The organism is Sphingomonas koreensis (assembly GCF_002797435.1).
GTDB lineage: Bacteria > Pseudomonadota > Alphaproteobacteria > Sphingomonadales > Sphingomonadaceae > Sphingomonas > Sphingomonas koreensis.
This window is the reverse complement of sequence record NZ_PGEN01000001.1, coordinates 874,308-893,559: the sequence shown is the minus strand read 5'-3', so window position 1 is coordinate 893,559 and position 19,252 is coordinate 874,308. Positions and strand designations below refer to the sequence as shown.

Sequence of the window (19,252 nt, the reverse complement as noted above, 5' to 3'; positions counted from 1 at the left end):
CGCCACCCGCCCGCGCCGGTCAGTCCGCGAGGGTGAGGCGGACGTCGAGGCCGCCGCGCGTCGCGTGCGAATAGGGACAGACGACATGCGCGGCATCGACCAGCTCGCGGCCGAGCACGGGGTCGATGCCGGGCAGCGCGATCGTCAGCGCGACGTCGAGACCGAAGCCCTGACCATCCTCACGCGGGCCGATGCCGACCGAAGCGGTGACCGCGCTGTCGTCGGAGAGCTTCACCTTGCGCTTGCCCGCGGCGAATTTGAGCGCGCCGAGGAAACAGGCGGCATAGCCGGAGGCGAAGAGCTGTTCGGGGTTGGTGCCTTCGCCGCCTGCGCCGCCAAGCTCCCTGGGCGTGTCGAGCGTGACGCTGAACGATCCGTCGGCGGTGCTGGCGCGGCCGGTGCGGCCGCCGGTCGCGGTGGATTCGGTGCGGTAGAGAATGTTCATGATCGTCTCCTTGGTCCGCGACAACAGTTATCGCGATAAGTGTTAGATAAGAGCGACCCTTAGACTTGTCCAGAAAATATTTATCGCGATATATGATCCGGCCGGGGATCGGACCCCGGACGACAAGGAGTCCCGATGGGTACCGATGCCGATGTGCTGCTGCCGCTCGACGATCAGCTCTGCTATGCGATCTACTCGACGGGCATCGCGATCCAGCGCGCATACAAGCCGCTGCTCGACACGCTGGGGCTGACCTATCCGCAATATCTGGTGCTCAACGTGCTGTGGCGCGAGGACAGGCAGACCGTGGGCGGGATCGCGGAGCAACTCGCGCTCGAATCGAGCACGCTGACGCCGCTGCTCAAGCGGCTGGAAGCGGGCGGGCTGGTCGTGCGGACGCGCAACCCGGAGAATGAGCGGCAGGTGATCGTCGCGCTGACCGACGCCGGCCGCGCGCTGCGGAGCAGGGTCGGATGCCTGGGCGAAACGCTGCTGGCGGCGTCGGGGCAGGCGCCTGCCGAACTTGGCCAGCTCAACCGTGAGGTGAAGCGGCTGCGCGACGCGATCTATGGCCATATCGGCGGTTGGAGTGCGGGCGCAGCGGCCGACTGAACCGCCGGGGGTGATGCGGTGACGCTCAGCGCCAGGCGCCGATCCATCAAATTACCATATTATATACATACATTCTTGATTGTATGTAAGTTGAGGCATAGGCTCCGGAGGCCGGCGGAGATCGGCGAACGGGAGAGGATTATTCGCGCATCCGCCATCGCGGGTGCGGGTCTCACACATGCGCAAAGCTTCCGCTCGTCTGCCTTCGTGCGGCCGGATCGTCCGGCGCGCCGCCCATCGTCGCGCGCCGGTCCGGTACAAAGAAGACAAGCGCAAGGAGAGAGGCAGATGAAGGGACTATCTCGGGCGATCGTGCTCGCTTCCGCCACCGCACTGGCCGTGCCGGCCGCCGCTCAATCGGTACCGAACGGGCCGACCGGCACCATCGAGACCAAATATTACGCGAACGGCACGTTCGCGACGACACAGACGCGATCGACCGTGGCGTGCGATTCCAAGGGCAATCAGTGCGACGTCTTCTACCCGAGCACCATTACCGCATCGCAGGAACGGCTGCCGCTGGTGCTCTGGGCCAACGGCACCGGCTCGACTCCGGACAACTACACCTATTGGCTGAAGCATCTCGCCAGCTGGGGCTTCGTCGTCGTCGCGACGCGTGACCAGCAGACCGGCTATGGCAACACCGTGCTCGACTCGCTCGCCTGGATCCGCACCGAGGAGGCGAACCCGGCGAGCCCCTTCTATCACCGCATCGATTTCACCAAGGTGGGCGCGGCGGGCCATTCGCAGGGTGCATCGGGCGCGGCCAATGCGATGTTCAACTCGAACGGCGTCGTCACGACAACGGTGACATTCCAGCTGCCCAGCCAGATGTGGTGCAACCCGGCGGACAATTGCCTGCTGACTCCGGCTCTGACCGGCGGATTGGGATCGATCTTCTACGTCAGCGGCACCGCCGACAGCCTGATCGCGCCCGACACGCAGAATAGCGGCACCCAGCTCAACTCGCAGACGGCCTATTACAACGCGACCCCCGGGACGATGCTCAAGGCCAAGGGGCTGATCCGCAATGCCAACCACAACGACATCACCGGCACGCCGGGGTGCGGGCTGCTCGGCTTCCTGCGTTCGTGCAACAATGGCGTGTACGGCTATCTCGGCTATCCGACGGCCTGGCTTGCCTGGCGGTTGAAGGGGGATGCGGTGGCCGGGGCCGCGTTCAAGACGGGGACCGGTGAGTTCTTCACCGCTGCCGCCTGGACCGGACGGGTCAGCAACGTTCCGTGAGGAAGCCGTTGCTGATTGCTGCGCTCGCCGCCGCCGTGGCCGCCGCTGCCTTTTTGTGGTGGCGGCCATCGCGGAGCGAGCCCGAAGCCGGGCTGGTGGCGGTGACGCCTGTCGAACCGCCGCGGGCGATCCCGTCCGCGGCATCGCCCGCGCCGAACCCGTCCGCCACGCCGGAGCGTCCGGCGATCGAAGCGGATATCCTTGCCTCTATCCCCGATCCGGGCGCGGAACTGCGCAACGTCGTCGTCCGCCGCGATGCGCCGCAGATCGCATGTGGCGAGAAGCGCATGACCAGGGACCGGGCGTTCCGGCGCTTCGTGTGGCTGGGGCATCTCGGGATGCTCGCCACCGACGACGGATCGGGCGCCTTCGACGCCGTGGCGGCGGTGTGCCGCGAGGGTCAGCCAGTGCCGTGAGGGGCAGTATTGTTGACGTGCCGGGGGCGGCCGCGCGGGTCGATCACGCCCGCGCGGACCGCTCCGTCGATCAAAAGGCGCAGGAAATCGATCGAGCGCCCGATCTCCGCCGGATCGGGCGCGAGCATCTGCGCGACCGAAAGGCCCCGCACTGCCCAGACGAGCAGGCGAACCCCCGGCAGCATCGCGGCACCGTCTTCGCTGCCGAACTGCGCGTCGATCGCTTCGAGCGACATCCGTTCGACCGCCGCCTGCATCGGTGCGACCATCGCGGCGAGTTCGGGATCACTGCGTGATGCCTGGAGGATCTCGAGCACGGCCAGGCCGGATGGTCTGCTCAGCACCTCCCAAAGCATGTCGGGCCAGTCGACAAGCTGTGCGCCGCGGCCGCTTTGCGCGGCAATTTCCCGATAGGCATGCTGCTCGCGCTGGTAGACGGTGTGGATGACCTCCGCCATCAGATGAGCGCGAGTCCTGAAATGGTGGTGCAGCGCGCCGCGGGTCATCCCGGCCTCTTCGGCGATCAGCTCGGTCGTCGCGCCGCTATAGCCCTTGCGGTGGAGCAGCCGGATCGCCGCGTCGAGCAGCGCCTCGCGCGTTTCCGCCGTCCGTTCCGCCTGAGTGCGCCGTTGCCGCTTCGGTGCCGCCTCCGTCACGCTGGTCGTTCCCGGCCGGCGTGCGGAGCGCGCGTCAGAAGTCGAGAACCCGGTCATCGAACAGGCCGAATACGATGGTCGAGGCGTAGAAGGCGACAGCCCGGTCCCGCTCCATGGTGCCGGCCCATTTGCGCATGTCGAACGCAGCGTTCTGGATCGCCATCATCGTCTGGCTGGCGACCAGCGGGTCGATGGCGCGGATCGATCCTTCGGCAATGCCGTCCGACAGCATCCCGGCATAGCGGCGTGCGATGCGGTTCGACCGATCGACCATCGCAGTGCGCACGCGCGGGGGCAGGCCCGACAGCGCAGTGGTGCGCAGCAGCGGACCGCGTTCGGAGAACTGGACGTCGAGCAGGGTCGCGATCACGCTGATCAGCTTGTGCCAATGGTCGCCCGGACCATCCTCGGCCAGGCGCTGGGCATCGGCGATGATGTCGAAGCTGCGCTTGTAGCATTCGATCACCAGCTCGTCCTTGGCGTCGAGATGGTGGTAGAAGCTACCCTTGGTGACGTTGAGCTCGCTCGCGATCTTCTGCACCGATGCGCCGCGATAGCCGAGTTCGTTGATCAGCCGGGTCGCGGCGAGCAGGAACGCCTCGCGCCCCGGCTCGGCCTCGTCATGGGTGAGATCGAGCATCGCCGGCTTCCATGCGGCGCCGTCCGCCGCGATGCCGTGGCGGAACACGTCCATCAGCCGCGCCTCGACCCGCGGATACTCGTCGGTCTCGTAGCGATTGAGCCAGACCGGCAGCCAGAAGGTGTTCTCCAGCAGCACGTGCGCGCGGCCGCCGTAAAGATCGGTCTCGGCCCGCGTGCCGCCTTCGCCCCACAGCGCGCGCGTGCGGCGGAAGACATTCTGCCAGCGCTTGAGCAGCCCGGCCTTGAGCTCGCCCTCCATCGCCCGGAGATCGGAGAGGATCGCGAACGCCTTTTCCTCGCCGCGGTCGATCCGGGCGAGCCGCTCCATGTTGATCGAGAGGTAGCGGGCAACGCGGGCCTCGGACGTGCTTTCCTTGTGCGCCTCGTCGAGCATCTCGTCGAGCCGGTCGAGCGTGACCTCGAACGCCGCCGCCGCCAGATCTTCCTTGCGCTTGAAATAGTAGGTGACGCTGGTGGTGTTGAGCCCCACGCGCTGAGCGACGTCCGCGAAGGTCATGCCCTTCGCGCTCTGTTCGTTGATCACATCGGCTGCCGCGGCGAGGATCGCGTCGCGCTTCGCCTTGAACCGTTTCGTCTCGCCCCGCGCTTCGGCGGGGAGCCCCTCTTCGACTACCATCCAGTCAGATTAGCAGCTTTGATTCGAAGGAACAGTCCTAAAGCGGGCAAGGCCGCACGCGGTGGATACGCTACGGAAAAATGGGCGGCGCCCTACTTTACCGAAAATCGGGTATGGCGTATTCGAGTCGAAACGAGCGATGCAAGGAGAAGGATGATGGACTTCACGCTGACCGAGCGCGAAACCTATTTCCGCGACCGCGTGAAGGGGTTCATCGACCAGCACGTCATGCCGCGCAACGGCGACTATTACCGCCAGGCTGCGGAAGGCGAGCGCTGGAAGGTGCTCCCGGTGATCGAGGAGCTGAAGGAAGTCGCCAGGGCGCAGGGGCTGTGGAACTTCTTCATGCCGCCGCACTCCGGCCAGACCCATGTCGACGACAGTTTCGAGTTCGAAGGGACTCAGCTCACCAACCTCGAATATGCGCTGTGCGCCGAAGAGATGGGCCGCGCGGGCTGGGCGAGCGAGGTGTTCAACTGCTCCGCGCCCGACACCGGCAATATGGAGGTGCTGCATCGCTACGGCACGCGCGCGCACAAGGACCGCTGGCTCAGGCCGCTGATGAACGGCGAGATCCGCTCGGCCTTCCTGATGACCGAGCCGGACGTCGCCTCGTCCGACGCGACCAACATCCAGACCTCGATGGTCCGTGACGGCGACCATTATGTTATCAACGGGCGCAAATGGTGGTCGTCGGGCGTGGGCGATCCGCGCTGTGCCGTCGCCATCGTGATGGGCAAGACCAACCCGGACGCGTCGCGCCATGCGCAGCAGAGCCAGATTCTCGTGCCGATGGACACGCCGGGCGTCAGGGTCGAGCGAATGCTTTCGGTTTTCGGGTATGATCACGCGCCGCACGGCCATGGCGAAGTGGTGCTTGAGAATGTCCGCGTGCCGGTCGACAATATCCTGCTCGGCGAAGGGCGCGGGTTCGAGATCGCGCAGGGCCGGCTCGGGCCGGGGCGCATCCATCATTGCATGCGATCGATCGGCGTCGCCGAGGCGGCGCTGGAGCTGATGTGCAAGCGGCTGCTGAGCCGCGTCGCCTTCGGCAAGCGCATCGCAGACCATTCGATCTGGGAGCAGCGCGTCGCCGAGGCGCGCTCGAACCTGGAGATGATGCGGCTGTTGTGCCTCAAGGCCGCGGACATGATGGACAAGGCTGGCAACAAGTCGGCGCAGGGCGAGATCGCGATGATCAAGGCGATGGGGCCGCGCATGACGCTGCAGATCCTCGACGATGCGATCCAGGCTTTCGGCGGCGCGGGCGTTTCGGGCGACACGCCGCTGGCCAGCGCCTGGGCGAGCATGCGCACGCTGCGCTTCGCCGACGGCCCGGACGAAGTGCACAATCGCGCCATCGCCCGCGCCGAGTTCGGCAAGTACGGGGACTTCAAGGCCGATCGCGTATCGAGCGGCGATATGGCGGTGTCGCGGTGATCCAGTTCCCCTCCCGCTTGCGGGAGGGGGTAGGGGAGGGCGTGTCCCTCGCAACAAACACACCGCTCGCGGAAGACAGGCCCTCCCCCGGCCCCTCCCGCAAGCGGGAGGGGAGAAGTAGGTGAAGGCAGCGGTCCTGTTCGAGGCGAAAAGGCCCCTCGAAATCCATGATATCACGATCGACAAGCCCGGCCCGCGCGAGGTGCTGATCCGCACCGCGGCGTGCGGGGTGTGCCGGTCGGACCTCCACTTCGTGGATGGTGCCTATCCCCATGTCATGCCGACCATTCCGGGACATGAGGCATCGGGCGTCGTCGAGGCGGTGGGCAGCGAGGTGACGCGGCTCCGTCCCGGCGATCACGTCATCACCTTCTTCACCGTGTTCTGCGGATCGTGCGAGTTTTGCGTCTCGGGCCGGCCGTCGCTGTGCGTCGACGGCTCGACCAAACGGCCCAAGGAGGGCGAACCCAAATTGCGCCTGCCTGACGGCACCCCGATCGCGCAGTTCCTCAACCTGTCGGCATTCGCCGAGCAGATGCTGGTGCACGAGAATGCCTGCGTCGCGATCAGCAAGGACATGCCGCTCGACCGCGCGGCGCTGCTCGGCTGCGCGGTGATCACCGGCGCGGGGGCGATCTTCCGCGACAGCAAGGTGACGCCGGGCGAGACGGTGGCGGTGATCGGCTGCGGCGGCATCGGCCTGTCGGCAGTCAACGCCGCGAAGATCGCGGGCGCGGGCAAGATCATCGCGATCGATCCGGTGCCCGAGAAGCGGGAGATCGCGCGCAAGATGGGCGCGACGCATGTGTTCGACGCCATGGCCGACGATCTGGTCAAGCAGGTCGCCAAGCTCACCGATGGCGGGGTCGACTATGCGATCGAGGCGGTCGGGCGGCCCAATACCGCCGAGCTCGCCTGGAACCTGCTTCGCCGTGGCGGCACCGCGACCATCCTGGGCATGATCGCGCCGGGCCAGTCGGTGAGCATCCCAGGCCCGACCTTCCTGACGGGCAAGAAGCTGCAGGGCTCGCTGTTGGGGTCGATGCGCTTCCCGGTCGATCTGCCGCGGCTGGTGCAGATGTATCTCGACGGGCTGCTCGACCTCGACACGATGGTCGCCGAGCGCATCCGGCTGGAGGATATCAATCATGCCTTCGACAATCTGCGCAAGGGCGACGCGGTGCGCTCCGTGATCGAGTTTTCATGAGCGCGCCGGCGGGACACCGCGGCGGGCAGCCGATGGAGGCGGTGAGCGACCTCGATACCGCCAGGCTGACCGCGTGGATGGCGGCGAATGTCGATGGGTTCGAAGGCCCGCTGACCTATGCGAAGTTTCCCGGCGGGCAGAGCAACCCGACCTATCGCATCGACGCGGCGAGCGGGACTTATGTCCTGCGCCGCAAGCCGTTCGGGCCATTGCTCCCCTCCGCCCATGCGGTCGATCGCGAATACCGGTTGATCGCGGGGTTGCACCCGACGGGCTTCCCGGTGCCACGCCCCTATGGGTTGTGCGAGGATGACGATGTCGTCGGTTCCGCCTTCTACATCATGGAGCGGGTCGAGGGGGTGACCTATTGGGACGGCGCGTTGCCGGACAAGACACCTGAACAGCGCAGCGCGATCTATTTCGAGATGTGCGATCGGCTCGCCCAGCTTCACAACACCGATTATGTCGCCGCCGGCCTTGGCGAATACGGCAAGCCCGGCAGCTATTTCGAGCGGCAGGTCGGGCGCTGGACCAAGCAATACCGGCTGGCGCAGACCGACGACCTGCCCGATGTCGAGAAGCTGATCGAGTGGCTCCCGCGCACGCTGCCGCCGCAGACGCGCACCAGCATCGTCCATGGCGATTATCGTATAGACAATATGATCTTCGACGCCGACGCCCCGCAGGTGAAGGCGGTGCTCGACTGGGAGCTGTCGACGCTGGGCGATCCGATGGCGGATTTCAGCTACCTGCTGATGAACTGGTTCGTGCCCGCCAACGGCGCGTCGGGAATCGCCGGGATCACGGGACCCGGGACCGGCATCCCGACCGTCGATGCGATGGTCGAGCGCTATTGCGCCGCGACCGGGCGCGACGGCATTCCCGACCTCAATTGGTATTTCGCCTTCGGCACCTTCCGGCTGATGAGCATCGTCCAGGGGATCAAGAAGCGGCTGCTCGACGGCAATGCCAGCAACGCCCATGCGGAGGAGACCGCGGCGCGCGTGCCGGGGCTGGCGGCGAGCGCATGGGATTTCGCGCGCAAGGCGGGGGCATAGGATGAAGTTGTTCGACCTGACCGGAAAGGTTGCGATCGTCACCGGCAGCTCGCGCGGGATCGGCAAGGCGTCGGCCGAGGCGCTGGCCGATCATGGTGCGAAGGTGGTCATCTCGAGCCGCAAGCAGGATGCGTGCGACGAGGTTGCGGCGGCGATCAACGCGAAGCATGGCGCGGGCACCGCGATCGCGGTCGCGGCGAGCATCTCCGACAAGGCAGCGCTTCAGAACCTCGTCGATGAGACGCGGCGCGCGTTCGGGCGGATCGACATCCTGGTCTGCAACGCGGCATCCAACCCCTATTACGGGCCGCTGGCGGGGATCGAGGACGATCAGTTCCGCAAGATCCTCGACAACAATATCATCTCCAACCACTGGTTGATCCAGATGACCGCGCCCGAGATGCGCGAGCGCAAGGATGGCGCGATCGTCATCGTCTCGTCGATCGGCGGGCTGCGCGGGTCGCCGGTGATCGGCGCCTACAACGTGTCCAAGGCCGCCGACTTCCAGCTCGCGCGCAACTATGCGGTCGAATACGGGCCCGACAATGTCCGCGTGAACTGTATCGCGCCGGGGCTGATCAGGACCGATTTCGCGCGTGCGCTGTGGGAAGATCCCGCCGCGGAGAAGCGCGTCAACCAGGGCACCCCGCTGCGGCGGCTGGGCGAACCCGAGGATATCGCGGGGGCGGTGGTCTATCTCGCCTCGCCGGCAGGGCGGTACATGACCGGGCAGGCGATGGTCGTCGATGGCGGGGTGACGATCTGATGGCGCGCTTTGCGGACAAGTCGATCATCGTAACCGGTGCGGGCAGCGGGATCGGGCGCGCCGCTTCGCTGCTGTTCGCGGCCGAGGGCGGGCGGGTGATCGTCGCCGACCGGACCGAAGGCGCGGACGAGACCGTGGCGATGATCGCCGCGGCGGGCGGCACGGCGAAGGCGATCCTCATGGACGCGGGAAGCGAGGCGGACGTGATCGCGACGGTCGATCTTGCCGTCGCCGAATATGGCGGGCTGGATGTGCTCTTCGCCAATGCCGGCATCTCCGGCGGGATGGCCAATATCTTCGACACCACGCCCGAACTGATCGCCGAGGTGCTGCGCGTCAATCTGATCGGGCCCTTGCTGGCGATCAAGCACGGCGCGCCCAGGATCGCGGAGCGGGGCGGCGGGGCGATCGTGCTCACCGCCAGCGTCGCCGGGATCCGGTCGGGCGCGGGTAGCCCGGCTTACTCCGCGTCCAAGGCGGGCGTCATCAACCTGGCAGCGGTTGCTGCGCAGCAATTGTCGGGATCGAACGTGCGAGTGAATGCGCTTTGCCCGGGCCTGACCGAGACCGGGATGACCAAGCCGACCTTCGACTATGCGCGCGAGGCGGGGAAGACGGACCGCATCGGCCGCCTCAATCCCTTGCGCCGCGGTGCGCAGGCCGAGGAACTGGCGCGCGCGGCGCTGTTCCTCGCCTCCGACGATGCGAGCTATGTCAACGGACAGGCGCTCGCCGTCGATGGCGGGCTGTCGTCGAGCCACCCGGTAACGCGGCAGGAATACGGCAAGACCGCGGTTTGATCGCGCGCGAGATCGACTTGCGCGTGCAACCTGGACGCGCGAAGCTGAAACCATGATCGCATTGCTTATGTTCGCGGCAACGGCCGGCGTGGTGACCACACCGGCGGAGTCTTCGCCCGTCAATCCCGCGCCGCGCAGCCCTGTGCTCGTCGATTTCGTGCCCGCCGAGATCCGCTGCGAGGGCATGCCGGTCACGCCGCGTTTCTCATTTCGACCGGTCCCTGCCGCTACCTATGCGCGACTGGAGAAACCGGGGCGCGTCACGCTCGACTTCCGGATTGACGAGACGGGGCGCCCCTTGTCGATCGGATCGCCCAAGCCCAACGGCTATTTCCATGTCGACATGAGCGATTTGGCGCCAGCGCTGGCCGCGTGGCGGTTCGCGCCAGGTACCGCGCGCGGTGGCTGCACCGTCAGCTTTGCGCTGGAGACGGCGCCTGTTGCCGCTGCGCCCGCCGCGCTCGTGCATCGGGCGTTCGCGCTGCCGCATTCGACGCAGCCGGCCGAATCCGCGCTGCGGGAGCGGTTGCGCGCTGATGACGGAGACTGCGGGCGGTCCGGCCGTCCCGCGGTACGGCTGCGCGCCTACCCCGATTTCGATCGCATTCCGGAAGCGCCTGGCTCAAGCAGCTATGCGATGGTCGGCTTCGACATCGATGCCGCGGGCAAGCCGCGCAACGTTCGAATCCGATCGAGCGACGGCAATACTGCGCTGGATCGCGCGGCGATCAAGGCGGTCAGGAATTCGCGCTTCGCGCCTGGCGCGCGCACGGGCTGCAGCTATCCCTATCATCGCCGTCAGGGCCAGCCGATGCCGGCGCCGGTGCTGCCGCCCAGCGCGACCTTCCGGCCGGCCAATGCATCGTGCCCGGCGATCCCCGCCCATATCGGGCGCGTATCGCGAAGCGACTTCCCAATGCCGTTCGTGCGCCGCTCGATCGAGGGGGCCGCGATCATCGGTTATGATGTCGCACCATGGGGAGCGACCGGAAATGTGAAGATATTGGCGGCAGAACCCGCCGCCGCATTTGGCGAGCAGGCGAAGCGGATTGTCGAGCGCTCGTCGCGGTCCGCGCTCGAAGCGGGGAGCGGCCTGACGGGCTGCGTCGCACGCTTCGTGTTTCGGCTGGCTTGGGATGACGACACGACGCCCGATTGAGCGTCCGCCCCGCGATGAGCGATCCCGGTCCTAGCCGCGCAGCCGCATCAGCCCTTCCTGCGCGGTGCTGGCGACCAGCTGGCCGTCGCGCGTGAAGATCTTGCCGCGGTTGAAGCCGCGGGCATGGCCTGCCCACGGGCTGTCGGTGGCGTAGAGAAGCCAGTCGTCGGCGCGGAACGGCTCGTGCAGCCACACCGCATGGTCGAGGCTTGCGGTCTGCAGGTCGGGCCGCAGCCAGGTCAGGCCGTGCGGCAGCAATGCGGTGCCGAGCAGCGACATGTCGGAAGCATAGGACAGTACCGCGCGGTGCGTCGCCGGATCGTCGGGCAGCGGCGCGATCGCGCGGAACCAGCTGTACCAGATCGGCGGTGCCTTTTCCGGCTTGATCCAGTCGCGCGGATTGACCGGCCGGATCTCGATCGGGCGGCGGCGCAGGAAGAAGGGGCGCATCGACTCCGGGATTTCGTCGATCTTCTCGCGGCGCAATTCCTGTTCGGAGCGGAGCCCCTCGGGCGGCGGCACATCGGGCATCGCGTCCTGATGGTGCAGCCCTTCCTCGGCGCGCTGGAACGACGCGGTCATGTTGAGGATCGGCACCCCACGCTGCATCGCGATCACCCGGCGGTTGGCGAAGCTGCCGCCGTCGAAATCGCGCACCACGCGATAGGTGATCGGATGATCCTCGTTCCCCGGCCGCATGAAATAGGCGTGGAGCGAGTGTGCGACCTTGTCCTCGACCGAGCGCTGCGCCGCCTGGAGCCCCTGTGCGATCACCTGCCCGCCGAACACGCGCCCGCGCCCGCCGGGCTGGCGATGACCGCGATAGAGATCGGCGTCGAGCTCCTCGACGTCGAGCAGGGTCAGCAGCTCCTGGACGATCTCTTCGTCGGTGCGCCGGGGTTTGACCTCATCCGCCATCAGTAGCCGCTTGCCCTCGCCAGTTGATCGGCATGGAAATTGGCGTCGCCGAACATCTCCGCCAGCACGCGGCCGCGCTTCATGTAGAAGCCGATGTCGAACTCGTCGGTCATGCCGATGCCGCCATGCATCTGCACCCCTTCCTGCACCGCGAGCGTCGAGGCAAGCCCCGCCATCGCCTTGGCGACCGACACGGCCTCACCGGCCTTGGCATCGCCGGCATCGAGCAATTGCTGCGCCTTGAGCACCGCGGCGCGGGCGACCTCGAGTTCGGTGTAGAGATGCGCGGCGCGATGCTGCAGCGCCTGGAAGCTGCCGATCAGCGTGCCGAACTGCTTGCGCTCCTTGAGGTATTGCACGGTGAGGTCCATCGCCCCGCCGCCGACGCCGAGCGATTCCGCGGCGGCACCGGTGCGCCCGGCGGCGAGCAGCGCGTTGAGGATGGACCGGCCGCCATCGACCTCGCCGATCACCGCATCCGCATCGACCTCGACATTCTCGAAGGTCAGCCGCGAGGCGAGGCTGGAATCGGCGAGCCGCTGCGGATCGGCGGTGAGGCCCGCCGCGTCCTTCGCCACGGCGAACAGGGTGACGCCCGCATCGTCATCGGGCGAGCCGGCGGTGCGCGCGGCGACGATCAGCAGGTCGGCGACATGGCCGTGGGTCACGAACTGCTTGGCGCCGGAGAGACGGAAGCCGTTGCCCGAACGCTCGGCCTTCATGGCCACCGCATTGCCATGCTTGCCCTTCTCGTCGATCGCGAGCGCGGCGACGGTCTCGCCTGCGAGGATGCCGGGGAACCAGCGTTCGCGCTGGGCGCTGCCCTTGAGCGCTTCGACCGCCGCGACGGCGGTGGTCAGGAAGGGGGAGGGGGAGAGGTTGCGCCCGATCTCCTCCAGCACCACGCCCGCCTCGACATGGCCGAGGCCGAGGCCGCCGTGGCTGTCGGGAATCAGGATGCCGGTGAAGCCCATCTCGGCGAACTGCTTCCACAGGTCGCGGCTGAAACCGGTCGGGTCGTTGGCGTCGCGCAGCCCGCGCATGTGGCTGACCGGGGCGGCTTCGCCCACGAATTGCTGCGCAGCATCGCGGAGCATCGTCTGTTCTTCGTTGAGGTAGAGAGGCATTTCCAACTCCGTCACCCCAGCCAACGCTGGGGTCTTGTGCGACAAGCGCATGGTTTGAGGCGGGAGACCCCAGCTTTTGCTGGGGTGACGGTTCCTACGAAGGCAGCTCCAGAATGCGCTTGGCGATGATGTTGAGCTGGACCTCGCTGGTCCCGCCCTCGATCGAATTGGCCTTGGTGCGCAGCCAGGCGCGCGGCGCGGCGCCGTTGTTCGATGCCGCGCTCTCCCATTCGAGCGAGTCCGATCCGCCCGCTGCCATCTCCAGCTCGTGCCGCGCCTTGTTCAGCTCGGTGCCGTAATATTTCATCATGCTCGGCTGGGCGGGATGCGCACGGCCGGTCTTGAGCTCGTCGAGGAACCGTTCCGACATCGCCGCGAAGGCACGCGCGCGGACCTCGTGCAATGCGATCTGACCGCGCAGCAGCGGATCGGCGAGGCGGCCGTCGTCACCCAGCCCCATCCGCGCCACCGCATTGCCGATCAGCGTGCCGCCACTCGACAGGCCAAGCCCCATGCCGCTGATCATCTCGCGCTCATGCCCGAGCAGATACTTGGCGACGTCCCAGCCCTTGTTGAGCTCGCCCACCAGATTGGCCTTGGGCACCTTCACATCGTCGAAGAAGGTTTCGCAGAAGGGCGAATAGCCGCTGATCAGCAGGATCGGCTTGGTCGATACCCCTGGCGAGGCCATGTCGAACAGCAGGAAGCTGATCCCGGCCTGTTTGACGCTCTTGTCGGTGCGGACGAGGCAGAAGATCCAGTCGGCCTTGTCGGCATAGCTGGTCCACACCTTCTGCCCGTTGACGAGGTAATGGTCGCCCATATCCTCGGCGCTGGTGGCGAGCGCGGCAAGGTCGCTGCCCGCATTCGGTTCCGAATAGCCCTGGCACCAGCGGATCTCGCCGCGCGCGATCCTGGGCAGATGCTCGAGCTTCTGTTCCTCGTTGCCATATTTGAGCAGCGCCGGGCCGAGCATCGAGATGCCGAAGCTGCTGAGCGGATTGCGGCAGCCGAGCGCGCGCATCTCCTCGCGCAGGATCTTGCTCTCGGCCGGCGACAGCCCGCCGCCCCCATAGGCCTTGGGCCAGTCGGGCACCGTCCAGCCGCGCGCGGCCATGCGGTCCATCCACGTCTTCTGGTCCGGGGTCAGCGCCGACTGGTCGCGTCCGCCCCAGACGGTGTCCTTCTCGCTGCGCACCGGCTCGCGCATCGATGCGGGGCAGTTTTCTTCCAGCCATGCGCGCGTCTCGGCGCGGAAGGTGTCGAGGTCACTCATTGCAGCACTCCGTGGAGAAGATCGGCGATCGCGATGGCGCGGTGGTCGTCGCGATAATCGGCGATCACCTGCAGCCCGACGGGCAGGCCGTCGGCGGTGGTTCCGGCAGGGAAGGCGGTAGCAGGGAGGCCGGGATAGGTGGCGATGCCCGCCCAGACGAGCTGGGCATCGTAGCTCGTATCCTGCCCGTCCACGGTCATCCGGCGTTCGTTGTAGGGATCGTCGCGGTGCGGAAAGGCGGTGACGACATTTGCGGGGGTCACCACCGCGTCGAATTCGTCGAACAGCCGGCTCCAGATGCGGCGATTGCGCGCCTGCGCGTCGAGCTGGTCGAACCAGTCGGAAAGGCTTGCGGCCTGACCGTTCGGCCCCGGCGCGCCGCGCGCAAAGGTGATCGCCAGCATCTTGCAATAGGCGCGATGCTGCGCGGCAAGATCGGGGAGGAGATCGCTCGACCGGGCGATATGGATGCCCGCTTGGTTCGCGGCTGCATCGAGCCGGTCGAGCGCGCCGCGGATCGCGGGATCGGTCGGCGCGGCGGGGTGGCTGTCGAGCAGGAGTATCTGCTTGCCCCCGGGGCCAAGGAACCGCCCGGCACGCGGCAGCGGCGTATCCGCGAGGATATCGAGCATCGCGGCAAGGTCGGCGGCATCGCGCGCCATCGGACCGACCACGCCGAGCGGGGGCGAGGCGCCGTCGCTGCCGGGGAAGCGGTGGCCATAGGGATCGATCAGCTCGTAGCTCGGCTTGTGGCCCCACACGCCGCAGAAGGCGGCGGGGACGCGGATCGACCCGCCGATGTCCGATCCGATCTCTGCGGTCACGAACCCGGCTGCCAGTGCCGCCGCCGATCCGCCCGAGGAACCGCCCGCGGTGCGGGAGAGGTCACGCGGATTGGCGGTGCGGCCATAGACGACATTGTCGGACTGCCAGTCGGCAAGGCCGGGCGCGACATTGGTCTTGCCGAGGATCACCGCGCCCGCCGCCTTCATCCGCTGGACGACCACCGCGTCGCTCGTCGCGATAGTGTCGCGGGCGTGCGCGAAGCCCCAGCTGGTCGGCAGCCCTTCGACGTCGAACGCTTCCTTGACCGTCATCGGCACGCCGAGGAACGGCCGGCGCTCGCCGCGCGCAACCGCTGCGTCGGCGCGGTCAGCAGCCTCCAAGGCGCGCGCGAAATCGCGAACGACGACGGCGTTGATCGCATCGTCGTCCGCCTCGATCCGTGCGATCGCCAGTTCACATTGCGCGCGCGCGCTGGTCTCGCCGGCGGCGATGGCCGCGGCGATTCCGAGCGCGCCGGTCCCGGCCCATGCATCGGTCGCCCGATGCGGTGCCGGGACAGCCAGGTCAGCCATTGAACTTCCCGCCGCTCTCGGCCTTGTCGCGGAGCAGCTTGGAAATCTCGAAGCCGTGCTTCTCCAGCCCCGCGACGATGGTCTTGAGGCCGACCTGATCGGCCCAGAACATCGGGCCGCCGCGATAGGGAGGCCAGCCATAGCCATAGATCCACACCACATCGATGTCCGACGCGCGCTGGGCCATGCCCTCTTCCAGGATCTTCGCGCCCTCGTTCACCATGGTGTAGAAGGTGCGCTCCATGATCTCCTCGTCGGTCACCTCATGCTGCGGGGTGCCGGTCTTGGTGCGGAACTCCTCGATGATCTCGGCGACGCGCGGGCTGGGCGACGGATTGCGCTTGTCGTCATAGTCGTAGAAGCCCGCCTTGGTCTTCTGGCCCCAGCGGTTCTCGGCGGCGAGTGCGTCGCGGATATTCTCGATCCGGGTCGGGTCGCGGTGCCAGCCGATGTCGACACCGGCGAGGTCGCTCATCTGGAACGGGCCCATCGGCATGCCGAACTCGACATGCACCTTGTCGACCTGCATCGGGGTCGCGCCCTCGTGGAGCAGCTTCATCGCCTCCATCTGGCGCGGGATCAGCATGCGATTGCCGATGAAGCCGTAGCAGACGCCCGCCACGACGGCGACCTTCTTGATCTTCTTGGCGAGGTCCATGACCGTCGCCAGCACGTCCTTGTCGGTCTTGGCGCCGCGCACGACCTCGAGCAGCTTCATGATGTTGGCGGGCGAGAAGAAGTGCATGCCCACGACGTCGCCGGGGCGGCCGGTCGCCGAGGCGATCTCGTCGATGCTGAGATAGCTGGTGTTCGATGCCAGGATCGCGCCCGGCTTGGCAATCTTGTCGAGCTTGCCGAAGATGTCCTTCTTGACGTCCATATTCTCGTACACGGCCTCGATGATGAGGTCGCATTCGGCGAGGTCGTTCAGGTCGAGCGTGGACTTGAGCAGCCCCATCGCGCCCTCGACCTGCTCGGCGGTCATCCGGCCCTTGGCGGCGGTCGCCTCGTAATTCTTGCGGATCGTGCCGGTGCCGCGGTCGAGCGCCTCCTGCTGCATCTCGGCGATCGTCACCGGGATGCCTGCCGAGAGGAAGTTCATCGAAATGCCGCCGCCCATCGTGCCGGCGCCGATCACGCCGACGCGCTTGATCGGGCGCAGCTTCGTGTCCTCGGGCACATCGTCGATCTTCGCGGCCTTGCGCTCGGCGAAGAAGATGTGGCGCAGCGCGGCGCTCTGCGCGCCCATGATCAGCTTCATGAAGCCCATGCGCTCGCGCTGAACGCCCTCGGCATAGGGCTTGCCCGCGGTCTCTTCGATCACCGCGATGATCTCGGCCGGGGCGTCCATGTTGCGGAAGCGCTTGGCGTTGGTCTTGCGGAAGGCCTCGAACACGCCTGCTTCCACCGTTACCGGCTTCTCGCTGGTGCGGGGCAGGGGACGCGCGGCGGCGATCTCATTGGCATAGGCGATCGCGTCGGCGGTCAGGCTGTCCTCGCCGGCCAGACGATCGACCAGACCCGCGTCCTTGGCGGCGCTGGCGGAAACCGGGTCGCCCTTGGTCGCCAGCTCGAGCGCGAATTCGACGCCCCCGACGCGCGGTAGCCGCTGCGTGCCGCCCGCGCCGGGCAGGATGCCGAGCTTCACTTCCGGAAGGCCGAACTTCGCCGAGGGCACGGCGATACGGTAATGGCACGCCAGCGCGACCTCGCACCCGCCGCCAAGGGCAGTGCCGTGGACGGCGGCGACGACCGGCTTCTCGCTCGCCTCGATCAGATCGACCAGCACCGGGAGCGACGGCTCCTGCATCGGCTTGCCGAATTCGGTGATGTCGGCGCCGGCGAAGAAGGTGCGCCCGTCGCAGCGGATCACCGCCGCCTTCAGGCTGTCGTCGCCCGCCAGTTCCTTGATCGCGGCGTCCAGCCCCTGCCGCACCGCTGCGCCGAGCGCATTCACCGGCGGGTTGTTCGAGGTGATGACGAGGATGTCGCCCTGACGTTCTGTGGTGATTGGGCCGGTCATTGGTCTTCCTTCTTCTGAATCGTCACCCCCGCGAAGGCGGGGATCCATTGGCGCTGAGGTTGCGGCTCCTGCCGGAACGTCAGCCCTGAATGGATTCCCGCCTTCGCGGGAATGACGGGGTAAGGGTTGGGTTCGAAATCATGTCAGCGCCGAATAGATCATCGTCTTGAGCTCGCGCCGGATCGGGTAGGCGCCCGATGGCGAGAGCTGGGTCATGAACACCATCGTGATCCGCTCGACCGGATCGACGAAGAAGGCGGTCGAGAACATGCCGCCCCAGTAGAACTCGCCGACCGATCCGGGGATCATCGACTTCGCCGGATTGAGGTTGATCGCGAAGCCGAGGCCGAAGCCGGTACCGGCATTGCTGGTCTCGCTGAATAGCGACCGCGACAGGCTCGCAAGGTCGCCGCCGCCGGGTAGATGGTTCTGCGTCATCAGCTCGAGTGTCTTGCGCCCGATGATCCGCACCCCCTCCAGCGTGCCGCCATTCAGCAGCATCGTCGCGAAGCGGTGATAGTCGAGTGACGTCGAGACGAGCCCGCCGCCGCCCGAGACGAGGGTGGGGCGCCGGCTCCATGCCGACTTGGCGCCTTCGTCGTACATGACGCGCGATCCCTGGATGAGGGTCCAGCAATCGGTAAGCCGGGCGATCTTGTCCTCGGGCACCCAGAAGCCGGTATCGGCCATGCCGAGCGGGGCGAAGATGCGCTCCTCGAACACGCGGTCGAGCGGCATCCCCGCTACCCGCTCGACCACCGCGCCGAGCACGTCGGTCGACACCGAATAATTCCACTCCTCGCCCGGCGAGAATTCGAGCGGCAGCTTGCCCAGCGCCGCGATGAATTCGTCCAGGGTAAGGTTGCCGTACCAGTTCTCGATCTTCCCTGCGCGATACGCCGCATCGACATTGCTGCGGTTCTGGAAGCTGTAGGTCAGGCCCGAGGTGTGCCGCAGCAGGTCCACCATCCGCATCGGTTCTGCGGTCGGTTTGGTGACGAACGGCACGCCCGCGCCGCCGCCATTATAGACGCCAACGCCCTTCAGTTCGGGCAGGACATGGTGAACCGGCGTGTCGAGCGCGACCTTGCCCTCCTCGACCAGCTGCATGAACGCGATCGAGGTGACCGGCTTGGTCATCGATGCGATGCGGAAGATCGAGGTCTCATCGACCGGCGCGCCATTTTCGCGCGCGGCGCCCTGATGGCTGAAATGCGCGATCCGTCCCTCGCGGGCGATCAGCAGCTGAGCATGCGGCAGCTTGCCCGAGTCGAGGTAGTGCGTCTTGATGAACGCATCGATCGCGGCGAGCCGGTCAGCGTCGAAGCCCGTCATGGCAGGCGGTGCGAAGCGGGCGGCGTCCATACCTTAGGTTCGAATCCTTGCTTCCGGCGGTTTGGCCCGCCTGTCGCTTCCCTATTGCGTTTGGCGGCGGATGAATCAAGAATAACCTGAAAGCTGTGG

18 protein-coding genes are annotated in these 19,252 nt (G+C 66.9%); 9 read left to right on the top strand and 9 right to left on the bottom strand.

The genetic code is table 11. The features are described 5' to 3' along the window. Window positions 1–19: 19 nt before the first annotated feature. On the bottom strand, window positions 20–445 hold the full coding sequence (locus tag BDW16_RS04215) for an organic hydroperoxide resistance protein (RefSeq protein WP_066577921.1): 426 nt from the start codon (window positions 443–445) through the stop codon (window positions 20–22). 135 nt (window positions 446–580) lie between these two features. Here BDW16_RS04215 and BDW16_RS04210 point away from each other — a divergent pair, with 135 nt between their 5' ends. The 3 genes from BDW16_RS04210 (at window position 581) to BDW16_RS04200 (ending at window position 2,721) form a co-directional block, all read left to right on the top strand. Continuing rightward, window positions 581–1,057: a MarR family winged helix-turn-helix transcriptional regulator gene (locus tag BDW16_RS04210; RefSeq protein ID WP_066577847.1), complete on the top strand. Its 477-nt coding sequence runs from the start codon at window positions 581–583 to the stop codon at window positions 1,055–1,057. A gap of 288 nt (window positions 1,058–1,345) precedes the next feature. Next, window positions 1,346–2,305, top strand: a complete 960-nt coding sequence (locus tag BDW16_RS04205; RefSeq protein ID WP_083954288.1) for a poly(ethylene terephthalate) hydrolase family protein — start codon at window positions 1,346–1,348, stop codon at window positions 2,303–2,305. After that, window positions 2,302–2,721: a hypothetical protein gene (locus tag BDW16_RS04200; protein ID WP_125958784.1), complete on the top strand. Its 420-nt coding sequence runs from the start codon at window positions 2,302–2,304 to the stop codon at window positions 2,719–2,721. The genes BDW16_RS04205 and BDW16_RS04200 overlap by 4 nt, the downstream gene beginning before the upstream one ends. Here the strand turns inward: BDW16_RS04200 and BDW16_RS04195 are convergent. Continuing rightward, window positions 2,706–3,377, bottom strand: coding sequence for a TetR/AcrR family transcriptional regulator (locus BDW16_RS04195; RefSeq protein WP_066577923.1), 672 nt, complete (start codon window positions 3,375–3,377; stop codon window positions 2,706–2,708). The two genes, BDW16_RS04200 and BDW16_RS04195, sit on opposite strands and share 16 nt — an antisense overlap. Before the next feature lie 34 nt (window positions 3,378–3,411). Continuing rightward, window positions 3,412–4,656 carry a TetR/AcrR family transcriptional regulator gene (locus BDW16_RS04190; protein ID WP_066577851.1) on the bottom strand — a complete coding sequence of 415 codons (1,245 nt, stop codon included), beginning with the start codon at window positions 4,654–4,656 and terminating at the stop codon, window positions 3,412–3,414. Window positions 4,657–4,812: 156 nt separating this feature from the next. On the opposite strand from BDW16_RS04190, the gene BDW16_RS04185 reads away from it, so the two are divergent. From BDW16_RS04185 to BDW16_RS04160, 6 genes are all read left to right on the top strand, one after another. Beyond that, a complete protein-coding gene (locus tag BDW16_RS04185) occupies window positions 4,813–6,096 on the top strand; it encodes an acyl-CoA dehydrogenase family protein (protein ID WP_066577852.1) in 1,284 nt (427 codons plus the stop codon). A 121-nt stretch (window positions 6,097–6,217) separates the two neighbouring features. Beyond that, window positions 6,218–7,303, top strand: a complete 1,086-nt coding sequence (locus BDW16_RS04180) for a Zn-dependent alcohol dehydrogenase (RefSeq protein ID WP_066576374.1) — start codon at window positions 6,218–6,220, stop codon at window positions 7,301–7,303. Then, complete coding sequence (locus tag BDW16_RS04175) at window positions 7,300–8,361, top strand: phosphotransferase family protein (RefSeq protein ID WP_066576369.1); 1,062 nt, start codon at window positions 7,300–7,302, stop codon at window positions 8,359–8,361. The genes BDW16_RS04180 and BDW16_RS04175 overlap by 4 nt, the downstream gene beginning before the upstream one ends. A 1-nt stretch (window position 8,362) precedes the next feature. Continuing rightward, on the top strand, window positions 8,363–9,127 hold the full coding sequence (locus BDW16_RS04170; protein WP_066576361.1) for an SDR family oxidoreductase: 765 nt from the start codon (window positions 8,363–8,365) through the stop codon (window positions 9,125–9,127). Beyond that, window positions 9,127–9,927: an SDR family NAD(P)-dependent oxidoreductase gene (locus tag BDW16_RS04165; protein WP_066576356.1), complete on the top strand. Its 801-nt coding sequence runs from the start codon at window positions 9,127–9,129 to the stop codon at window positions 9,925–9,927. The genes BDW16_RS04170 and BDW16_RS04165 overlap by 1 nt, the downstream gene beginning before the upstream one ends. Before the next feature lie 52 nt (window positions 9,928–9,979). Then, window positions 9,980–11,086, top strand: coding sequence for a TonB family protein (locus BDW16_RS04160; protein WP_066576354.1), 1,107 nt, complete (start codon window positions 9,980–9,982; stop codon window positions 11,084–11,086). Window positions 11,087–11,116: 30 nt separating this feature from the next. Here the strand turns inward: BDW16_RS04160 and BDW16_RS04155 are convergent, their stop codons facing one another. From BDW16_RS04155 to BDW16_RS04130, 6 genes are all read right to left on the bottom strand, one after another. Beyond that, complete coding sequence (locus tag BDW16_RS04155) at window positions 11,117–12,004, bottom strand: acyl-CoA thioesterase (RefSeq protein WP_066576353.1); 888 nt, start codon at window positions 12,002–12,004, stop codon at window positions 11,117–11,119. Next, window positions 12,004–13,131, bottom strand: coding sequence for an acyl-CoA dehydrogenase family protein (locus tag BDW16_RS04150; RefSeq protein WP_066576351.1), 1,128 nt, complete (start codon window positions 13,129–13,131; stop codon window positions 12,004–12,006). Before BDW16_RS04150 ends, BDW16_RS04155 begins: the two co-directional genes overlap by 1 nt. A 94-nt stretch (window positions 13,132–13,225) precedes the next feature. Further along, the gene (locus tag BDW16_RS04145) at window positions 13,226–14,407 is read right to left on the bottom strand and encodes an acyl-CoA dehydrogenase family protein (protein WP_066576344.1); all 1,182 of its coding nucleotides are present in this window, start codon (window positions 14,405–14,407) and stop codon (window positions 13,226–13,228) included. Next, window positions 14,404–15,765, bottom strand: a complete 1,362-nt coding sequence (locus tag BDW16_RS04140; RefSeq protein ID WP_066576342.1) for an amidase family protein — start codon at window positions 15,763–15,765, stop codon at window positions 14,404–14,406. Before BDW16_RS04140 ends, BDW16_RS04145 begins: the two co-directional genes overlap by 4 nt. Beyond that, window positions 15,758–17,788, bottom strand: coding sequence for a 3-hydroxyacyl-CoA dehydrogenase NAD-binding domain-containing protein (locus tag BDW16_RS04135; RefSeq protein WP_066576340.1), 2,031 nt, complete (start codon window positions 17,786–17,788; stop codon window positions 15,758–15,760). Before BDW16_RS04135 ends, BDW16_RS04140 begins: the two co-directional genes overlap by 8 nt. 138 nt (window positions 17,789–17,926) lie before the next feature. Next, a complete protein-coding gene (locus BDW16_RS04130) occupies window positions 17,927–19,123 on the bottom strand; it encodes a serine hydrolase domain-containing protein (protein ID WP_198585762.1) in 1,197 nt (398 codons plus the stop codon). Window positions 19,124–19,252 lie beyond the last annotated feature (129 nt).